Source organism: Paraburkholderia ribeironis (genome assembly GCF_900019265.1).
GTDB classification, from domain to species: Bacteria; Pseudomonadota; Gammaproteobacteria; order Burkholderiales; family Burkholderiaceae; genus Paraburkholderia; species Paraburkholderia ribeironis.
Window position 1 is genome coordinate 72,484 of sequence record NZ_CYGX02000049.1, and the last position, 8,750, is coordinate 81,233.

The window sequence follows — 8,750 nt, forward strand, 5'->3', positions numbered from 1 at the left end:
TTCTGCCTCCCTACCTGACAATCCATTCTCGCTGCCGATGTCCATCCGCTATCCCTTATTGAATCGCGAGCTGGGCATTCTGGGTTTCAACGAGCGCGTGTTGGCACAAGCTGCCGACCCCGCCGTCCCCTTGCTCGAACGTCTGCGCTTCATCTGCATCACCAGCAGCAATCTCGACGAGTTTTTCGAAGTCCGCATGGCCGGGCTGCAGGAACAGATGCGCGACAACCCTGGTGCACTGTCGCCGGACGGCATGTCGCTGCAACACGTGTACGACCTCGTGGTCGAACGCGCGCAGAAGCTCGTGTACCGTCAATACACGATGCTGCACGACACGGTGCTCAGCGCGCTCGAACAGGAAGGCATCTATTTTCACGGCACCGAAGCGTGGAACGAAGCGCAGACCGAATGGGCGCGCAACTACTTCTTCGATGAGCTGCTGCCGGTGCTCACGCCGATCGGCCTCGATCCGGCGCATCCGTTCCCGCGCGTGCTCAACAAGAGCCTGAACTTCGTCGTCGAACTCGAAGGCAAGGACGCGTTCGGCCGCCAGGCGATGATGGGCATCGTCCAGGCGCCACGCGCGCTGCCGCGGCTCGTACGCATGCCGCAGGCGCTGTCAGGCTATCCGCACGGCTTCGTGCTGCTGAGTTCGCTGCTGCAGCGGTTTGTCGGCGAGCTGTTTCCGAACCTGGTGGTACGCAGTTGCAATCAGTTTCGCATCACGCGCAATAGCGAGCTGTTCGTCGACGAAGACGAAATCACCAATCTGCGCGTTGCGTTGCAGGGCGAATTGCCGGCGCGCCATCTCGGCAATGCGGTGCGGCTCGAAGTGTCGGCGGAAACGCCCGCGCATGTCGTGCGGCGCCTGCTCGATGAGAGCGGCCTGTCCAACAAGGACTGCTATTACGCGAACGGCCCCGTCAATCTGGTGCGCCTGATGCAGCTGCCGGAAATGGTGGACCGGCCCGATCTGAAGTTCGTGCCGCACATCCCCGCCACACCGCCGCGCATCGGCAACGCCAACAGTCTGTTCGACGTGATCGATCAGGGCGACGTGCTGCTGCATCATCCGTATGAGAGCTTCCAGCCGGTACTCGAACTGCTGCTGCAGGCCGCCAAAGATCCGAACGTGATGGCGATCAAGCAGACCATCTATCGCACCGGCACCGACTCGCCGCTGATGGACGCGCTGATGCAGGCCGCGCGCAACGGCAAGGAAGTCACGGTGGTGGTCGAACTGCTCGCGCGCTTCGACGAGGAAACCAACATCAACTGGGCCGCGCAGCTCGAAGCGGTCGGCGCGCACGTCGTGTACGGCGTGGTGGGCCACAAGTGCCACGCGAAGATGATGCTGATCGTGCGGCGCGTGTCGGAGGGCGGCAAGACGGCGCTCAGGCGCTACGTCCACCTCGGCACCGGCAACTATCATCCCCGCACCGCGCGTCTTTATACCGACTTCGGCCTGATGACCGCCGACCAGAAAATCTGCGAAGACGTGCATCACGTATTCCAGCAACTGACCGGCATTGGCGGCGAACTGGCGTTGCACGAGTTGTGGCAATCGCCGTTCTCGCTGCATCCGAAACTGGTCGAAGCGATTCGCGCCGAAGCCGAGCATGCGCGTGCAGGCAAGAAGGCGCGCATCGTCGCGAAGATGAACGCGCTGCTCGAGCCCACCGTGATCGCTGAGTTGTACGAAGCATCGCAAGCGGGCGTGAAAATCGATCTGATCGTGCGTGGCGTGTGTTCGTTGCAGCCGGGTGTGCCGGGACTGTCGGAGAACATCACGGTGCGCTCGATCGTCGGGCGCTTCCTCGAACACCATCGCATCTTCTATTTCTACGACGATGGCAAGGAGCAGGTCTATCTGTCGAGCGCCGACTGGATGGACCGCAACTTCTTCCGGCGCGTGGAAGTCGCATTCCCGGTCAATAACCGGCGGCTGAAACGGCGCGTGATCGCCGAGGGCCTGTCGGCTTTTCTCGGCGACAATCAGGCCGCATGGCTGATGCAAAGCGACGGCCACTATCGCCGGCGGCGCCCCGGCAAGTCCTCGCGCAACGCGCAGATGAGTCTGCTGGGCAAATTCTGTCCACAAGGATGACGGCGTTCGCCGGGTTGGCGAGCCATCCGCGCATGCATAAAAAAACCGCCTTTTTCAGGCGGTTTTTTTGCGCTGACACTCGCGTCAAACGGGTGCCGGTTGCCGGCGCGCCGTGCGATACACCGGAAAGCGCACGATAAACGTGCTGCCGCGTCCCTCTTCGCTCTTGACGTCGAGTTGCGCATCGTGCCGTTGCAGCACGTGCTTGACGATCGCAAGGCCGAGACCCGTGCCGCCGGTATCGCGCGAGCGGCTGCGATCGACGCGATAGAAGCGTTCGGTGAGCCGCGGAATGTCCGCAGCCGGAATGCCGAGGCCGCTGTCGGTGACGGAGAACACCGCGTTGCCGCCTTGCGCCAGCCAGCTCACCTTGATCGCGCCGCCGTCCGGCGTGTAGCGGATCGCGTTGGTCACGAGGTTGCCGAACGCGCTGAGAATCTCGGTTTCGACACCGGTCACCGTCAGCCCTTCGTCGGCGTCGAAGGTAATCCTGTGATGGTCGCTCGAGAGGCTTTGCGCGTCGTCGCGCAGGTGCCGCAACACCGCGCGCATGTCGATCATCTGATCGCTCGGCGGCTTGTTGTCGCCCTCGAGCTTCGCGAGCACCAGCAGATCGTTGACGATATGGCGCATGCGCGACGCCTGCTGCTCCATCAGTTCGAGATAGCGGGCGCGTTCGGTCTCGCCCAGCGGCAACTCGCGCATCGTCTCCAGAAAACCGGACAGCACGGTGAGCGGCGTCTTCAGTTCATGCGACACGTTAGCGACGAAGTCGCGCCGCATCGCATCGGTGCGCTCCAGCTCGGTGATGTCTTGCGACAGCACCAGCTTGCGGTTTTCGCCATAAGGAAACACCTGCACTGACAGCACGTTCTGGCGCTTGTCGCCCATGCCGCGCATGATCAGCATTTCCTCGTAACGGTGCGAATTCAGATACCGGACGAAATCGGGCTGACGCACCAGATGTGTGATGTGCTGGCGCAAATCGCGCTTCGCATCGAGGCCGAAGTGGCTCTCGGAAATCGCGTTGCACCATTCGATCTGGTCGTGGTCGTCGAGCATCGCCACACCATTCGGCGACGCCTGGATCGCCTGGATGAAGCGCGAGTGCTGCTGCTCGACCTGGCGCACCTGAGCATGCCAGCGCTTCGCGAGCTTGTGCAGACGATAGTAGATTTCGCCCCAGACGCCGGGCGCGCTCGGCACTTCGCCATACACCGGCGCGTCGAGCAAACGCCACAAGCGCTGTTTATGAAACGTGCCGAAGATGCTCTGTGCGAGCAGCATGAGGATCGCGAGAACGAGTGCTGCCTTGACGTTCACGAGTGCGCCGACCACCGCGCACAGAACAGCCAGCAGCACGATCGAAACAATGGAGCGCGCCCAGATGATGTTCATGGTCTAGCGATCGAAGAGGAAGGCCCACGCGCCCGGATGGAAGTGGCGGCGCCTGGCGTTGCGAATCAGATATAGGTGAACCGGTACGGCGCGGCGGCGCTCGCGCCGCGCTGCGCTGCGATGCGGCGTCAGGCGCTCTTCGCAAGCCGGTAGCCGCTGCCGCGCACCGTCTCAATCATAGCATCGCAGCCGGCCGGCTTGAGCGCTGCGCGCAGGCGCTTGATATGCACGTCCACCGTGCGCTCTTCGACGAACACGTGATCGCCCCACACCTGATCGAGCAACTGCGTGCGGCTGTGCACGCGCTCCGGGTGCGTCATGAAGAAGTGCAGCAGACGGAATTCGGTCGGGCCGAGGTCGAGCTTGATCTCGCTGCCCTCGGCATGCGCGGCCACGCGGTGCGTCGCCGGATCGAGCTTGAGGCCGTTGATCGCGACCACGTCTTCGGTCAACTGCGGCGCACGGCGGCGCAGCACCGCCTTGATACGCGCCATCAGTTCCTTCGGCGAGAACGGCTTGGTGACGTAGTCGTCCGCGCCAATTTCGAGGCCGAGCACCTTGTCCTGTTCATCGCCGCGTGCGGTCAGCATGATGATCGGAATATGCTTGGTGCGCTCGTTGTTGCGCAGATCGCGAGCGAACGAAATGCCCGATTTTCCCGGCAACATCCAGTCGAGCAGGACGAGGTCGGGCAATACGTCGCTGATCAGGTTGTGCGCCTGCTCCGCGTTGTACGCGCGAATCGGGCAGTGTCCCGCATGTTGAAGATTGACCGAAATCAGTTCGGAAATAGCGGGCTCATCTTCAATGACAAGAATGCTGCTGGGCATCGGCACCTCGGGTCCTTATCTCTGGATTAGCTGAGTGCTTCGCGTTCGAGCGCGTCGCGCGACTTGTGCCGCACGTCGGTGCCCTTCACGATGTAAATGATGAATTCGGCGATGTTCTTCGCGTGGTCACCGATCCGTTCAATCGCCTTGGCGATGAACAAAAAATCGAGGCCCACCGAAATCGAACGCGGATCTTCGGTCATGTACGAAATCAGCTTGCGCACGAACGCGCGGAATTCTTCGTCGATCGCCTTGTCGTCGCGCACGATCTGCGCGGCGGCGACGGTATCGAGACGCGCGAACGCATCCAGCGCGCGGCGCAGGATCGACACCGCCATTTCTCCCGAGAGCTTGATCTCGGCGATATTGATGGTCCGCGACGCGCCGTCTTCCATCAGACGCTTGGTGCGCTTGGCGATTTTTTCGGCCTCGTCGCCGGCGCGCTCGAGGTTCGTGATGGTCTTCGAAATCGCGATCAACAGGCGCAAGTCGCGTGCGGCCGGCTGACGGCGCGCGATGATGTTGCTGCACTCTTCGTCGATCTCGACTTCCATCGTGTTCAAACGATCTTCGGCGGCGATCACCTGCTCGGCGATGTCGAGGTCGAATTCGTTGAGCGCCTGCATCGCGTTGACGATCTGCGATTCGACGAGGCCGCCCATTTCGAGCACCTTCGACGAAACCAGGTTCAAGTCGGCATCGAACTGGCTGGACAGATGTTTATCGGACATGTCGTACTCCGTTGTATTGCCCGGCGGGTTAACCGAAGCGGCCGGTGATGTAGTCCTCGGTTTCCTTGCGGACCGGCTTGATGAAGATCTTTTCGGTGTCGCCGAATTCGATCAGTTCACCGAGGTACATATAGGCAGTGTAGTCCGAACAGCGGGCCGCCTGTTGCATGTTGTGCGTGACGATCACCACCGTGTAGTCGCTCTTCAGTTCGGCAATCAGCTCTTCGATACGGCCCGTCGAAATCGGGTCCAGCGCCGAACACGGCTCGTCGAGCAGCAGCACTTCCGGACGGATCGCGATACCGCGTGCGATGCACAGCCGTTGCTGCTGGCCTCCGGACAAACCGTAGCCGCTCTGGCCGAGCTTGTCCTTCACTTCGTTCCACAGCGCGGCCTTGGTGAGGGCCCATTCGACGCGATCGTCCATCTCCGAGCGCGACAGCGTTTCGAACATCTTCACGCCGAACGCGATGTTGTCGTAGATGGACATCGGAAACGGCGTCGGTTTCTGGAACACCATGCCGATGCGCGCGCGCAGCAGCGAGATATCGCGTCGCGAAGTCAGCAGGTTTTCGCCGTCCATCAGGATCTCGCCTTCGGCGCGCTGTTCCGGATAGAGTGCGTACATCTTGTTGAAGGTGCGCAGCAAGGTGGACTTGCCGCAGCCCGACGGCCCGATGAACGCGGTCACCTTGCCTTCGGGAATGTGCAGATTGATGTTCTTCAGCGCGTGATACTTGCCGTAGAAGAAGTTCAGGTCCTTGACTTCGATCTTCGGCCGCGACGGCGCTTGGGCGCGGCCGCTCGGCACGGGGTCGGAGCTGGCGGGCGCGGTGGGTCGCGAGGTCGGATTGAGTTGAGTTTCTGCCATATTCATCGGATTACACTCCGCCCTTACTTTTTCGAAAAGATCACGCGTGCGAGAATGTTCAATCCCAGCACCGCGAGCGTAATCAGGAAGACGCCGGCCCACGCGAGCGATTGCCATTGCGCGAACGGGCTCATCGCAAACTTGTAGATCGTCACCGGCAGGTTCGCGAGCGGCTGGCCCATGTCGAGCGAGAAGAACTGATTCGACAGCGCCGTGAACAGCAGCGGCGCGGTTTCGCCGGCAATCCGCGCAACCGCGAGCAGCACACCGGTGACGATACCGGCAATCGATGCCTTCAGCGTGATCGACAGTACCATCTTCCACTTCGGCGTGCCGAGCGCGAATGCCGCCTCACGCAGTGCATTGGGCACCAGCTTCAGCATGTTCTCGGTGGTGCGGATCACGATCGGAATCTGCAGCAGTGCGAGCGCGAACACGCCGGCCCATCCGCTGAAGTGACCCATCTTCGCGACCACCAGCGCATAGACGAACAGACCGATCACAATCGACGGCGCGGACAGGAGGATGTCGTTGATGAACCGCGTGATGTTGGCGAGCCAGCCCTTCTGGCCGTATTCGGCGAGATAGACGCCGGCCAGGATGCCGATCGGCGTCCCGACCAGGGTCGCGAGGCCCACCAGCAGCAGGCTGCCGACTATCGCATTGGCGAGACCGCCGCCATCGGTGTTCGGCGGCGGCGTCGATTGCGTGAACAGCTGGACCGACAAGCCGTCGATACCCAGGCGCAGCGTCGTGAAGAGAATCCATATGAGCCACAGCAGACCGAAGGCCATGGCGGCGAGCGACAGTGTCAGCGCGATCACGTTCGTCACACGGCGGCGGCCTTGCAGGCGCACGCGCATCGCTTCGAGCGCGGCCGCGTCGTTCGAACCGGGCATGTTCAGCGAGGGCTGGCTCATTTCGCGCCCTCCCCTTTTTCGAGGCGAAGCAGCATGATCTTCGAAATCGCCAGCACGATGAAAGTAATCACGAACAGGATCAGACCGAGCTGCATCAGCGCCGAGGTATGCAGGCCCGGGTCCGCTTCCGCGAACTCATTGGCGAGCGCCGACGTAATGCTGTTGCCCGGTGAAAACAGCGAAATGTTGTCGAGCAGATTGGTGTTGCCGATCACGAACGTGACCGCCATCGTCTCGCCGAGCGCGCGGCCGAGTCCGAGCATCACACCACCGATCACGCCGCTGCGCGTGAACGGCAGCACGATCTTCCACATCACTTCCCACGTCGTGCAGCCGATGCCGTAGGCCGACTCCTTCAGCAGCACCGGCGTGACTTCGAACACGTCGCGCATCACCGCCGCGATGTACGGGATGATCATGATCGCGAGAATCACACCCGCGCAGAGAATGCCGATGCCGATCGGCGGGCCGCGGAACAATGCGCCGACAAACGGAACGCCGCCGAGCACCGCGCCAAGCGGCTTCTGGAACCACGTCGCGAAGATCGGCGCGAACACCAGCAGACCCCACATGCCGTACACGATCGACGGGATCGCGGCGAGCAGTTCGATCGCGATGCCAAGCGGCCGGCGCAGCCATGTGGGCGAGAGTTCAGTCAGGAACAGCGCGATGCCGAAGCTGACGGGCACCGCGATGAGGAGTGCAATGAGCGAGGTGGCGACCGTGCCGTAGATTGGCACCAGTGCGCCGAAGTGCTTGCTGGGTGGATCCCACTCGGCGGTCCACAGGAAGCGCAAACCGAACTCCTTGATCGACGGCATGGACGCGATGATCAGCGAAACGATGATGCCGCCGAGCAGCAACAGCGTGACGATGGCGGCGAGCCGAGTGAGACCGCCGAAGATCACGTCGCCGGCGCGGCTCGGCGCTTTCTGCTGCGACGCGCTACCGGGCGGGGTGGCCCCGCTTGCTCCGGACGCTAAATGGATATCGGACATGAGAGCCTGATGAACCTGTTTCCAGTTGCCGCATGACACGTGTTGGCACGTGTCGTGCGGCCGGTAATCCCGGGGATGAATGCCATTGGCCGTCCCCGGACGAGGACGGCCAATGTGTTACGCAATGCAGCTGCGAGACGCGCCGCTTATTCGGCGATCGGCTTGCCCGCGGCGTCCTTCACCTTCGACTTCCACTGCGTGCGGATTTCCGACACCACCGAATCCGGCAGTGAGATGTAGTCCAGATCGTTTGCGGCTTGCGTGCCGTTCTTGAACGCCCAGTCGAAGAACTTCAGCGTTTCGGCGCCTTGCGGTGCCTTGTCCTGCGTCGTGTGCAGCAGCACAAACGTCGCGCCGACGATCGGCCATGCGTTCTTGCCCGGCTCGTTCGTCAGGATCTGGTAGAACGACTTCGACCAGTCCGCGCCCGCTGCCGCTGCCTTGAACGTGTCGGTCTTCGGCTCGACCACGGCGCCCGCCTGGTTCTTCAGCGCAACGTACGTCATGTGGTTCTGCTTCGCGTACGCCCATTCCACGTAGCCGATCGCGCCCGGCAGGCGCTGCACGAAGGCCGCGACGCCGTCGTTGCCCTTGCCGCCCGTACCGGTCGGCCAGTTGACCGTCGAACCTTCACCGACCTTCGATTTCCATTCCGGGTTGACCTTGGACAGATAGTTCGTCCAGATGAAGCTGGTGCCCGAGCCGTCTGCACGGCGCACCACGGCGATGTCCAGATCAGGCAGCTTGAGCTTCGGGTTCAGCGCCACGATCGCCGGATCGTTCCACTTCTTGATCTTGCCGAGGTAGATGTCGCCGAGCACTTCGCCCGCTGTCTCTTATACACATCTCCGAGCCCACGAGACTAAGGCGAATCTCGTATGCCGTCTTCTGCTTG

Annotated in this window: 7 protein-coding genes and 1 pseudogene; 1 reads left to right on the top strand and 7 read right to left on the bottom strand. The window is 62.1% G+C overall.

All coding sequences use genetic code 11. The features are described 5' to 3' along the window. The first annotated feature begins 37 nt into the window (after positions 1-37). On the top strand, positions 38-2,107 hold the full coding sequence (ppk1, locus tag BN2475_RS22565; protein ID WP_094781720.1) for a polyphosphate kinase 1: 2,070 nt from the start codon (positions 38-40) through the stop codon (positions 2,105-2,107). Positions 2,108-2,191: 84 nt separating this feature from the next. Here ppk1 and phoR read toward each other — a convergent pair whose 3' ends face one another. The 7 genes and pseudogenes from phoR to pstS all read right to left on the bottom strand — a co-directional run. After that, positions 2,192-3,505: a phosphate regulon sensor histidine kinase PhoR gene (gene phoR, locus BN2475_RS22570; protein ID WP_094781721.1), complete on the bottom strand. Its 1,314-nt coding sequence runs from the start codon at positions 3,503-3,505 to the stop codon at positions 2,192-2,194. Positions 3,506-3,633: 128 nt separating this feature from the next. Then, entirely contained in the window at positions 3,634-4,335 is a 702-nt protein-coding gene (phoB, locus tag BN2475_RS22575) for a phosphate regulon transcriptional regulator PhoB (RefSeq protein WP_008922879.1), read from the bottom strand. A 26-nt stretch (positions 4,336-4,361) separates the two neighbouring features. Next, positions 4,362-5,066 carry a phosphate signaling complex protein PhoU gene (gene phoU / locus BN2475_RS22580; RefSeq protein WP_094781722.1) on the bottom strand — a complete coding sequence of 235 codons (705 nt, stop codon included), beginning with the start codon at positions 5,064-5,066 and terminating at the stop codon, positions 4,362-4,364. A 28-nt stretch (positions 5,067-5,094) separates the two neighbouring features. Then, on the bottom strand, positions 5,095-5,943 hold the full coding sequence (pstB, locus tag BN2475_RS22585; protein ID WP_094781723.1) for a phosphate ABC transporter ATP-binding protein PstB: 849 nt from the start codon (positions 5,941-5,943) through the stop codon (positions 5,095-5,097). A gap of 17 nt (positions 5,944-5,960) precedes the next feature. Beyond that, positions 5,961-6,857: a phosphate ABC transporter permease PstA gene (gene pstA, locus BN2475_RS22590; RefSeq protein ID WP_094781724.1), complete on the bottom strand. Its 897-nt coding sequence runs from the start codon at positions 6,855-6,857 to the stop codon at positions 5,961-5,963. After that, on the bottom strand, positions 6,854-7,855 hold the full coding sequence (pstC, locus tag BN2475_RS22595) for a phosphate ABC transporter permease PstC (RefSeq protein WP_094781725.1): 1,002 nt from the start codon (positions 7,853-7,855) through the stop codon (positions 6,854-6,856). Before pstC ends, pstA begins: the two co-directional genes overlap by 4 nt. Positions 7,856-8,001: 146 nt before the next feature. Continuing rightward, positions 8,002-8,685, bottom strand: a pseudogene (gene pstS, locus BN2475_RS22600) (phosphate ABC transporter substrate-binding protein PstS); the annotation flags it as partial. Positions 8,686-8,750: the final 65 nt, after the last annotated feature.

What these genes read in the sequence shown, in the direction of transcription:
- ppk1 (WP_094781720.1), top strand. Translation starts at nt 38, where the DNA reads ATGTCCATCCGCTATCCCTTATTGAATCGCGAGCTGGGCATTCTGGGT.
- phoR (WP_094781721.1), bottom strand. Translation starts at nt 3,505, where the DNA reads ATGAACATCATCTGGGCGCGCTCCATTGTTTCGATCGTGCTGCTGGCT.
- phoB (WP_008922879.1), bottom strand. Translation starts at nt 4,335, where the DNA reads ATGCCCAGCAGCATTCTTGTCATTGAAGATGAGCCCGCTATTTCCGAA.
- phoU (WP_094781722.1), bottom strand. Translation starts at nt 5,066, where the DNA reads ATGTCCGATAAACATCTGTCCAGCCAGTTCGATGCCGACTTGAACCTG.
- pstB (WP_094781723.1), bottom strand. Translation starts at nt 5,943, where the DNA reads ATGAATATGGCAGAAACTCAACTCAATCCGACCTCGCGACCCACCGCG.
- pstA (WP_094781724.1), bottom strand. Translation starts at nt 6,857, where the DNA reads ATGAGCCAGCCCTCGCTGAACATGCCCGGTTCGAACGACGCGGCCGCG.
- pstC (WP_094781725.1), bottom strand. Translation starts at nt 7,855, where the DNA reads ATGTCCGATATCCATTTAGCGTCCGGAGCAAGCGGGGCCACCCCGCCC.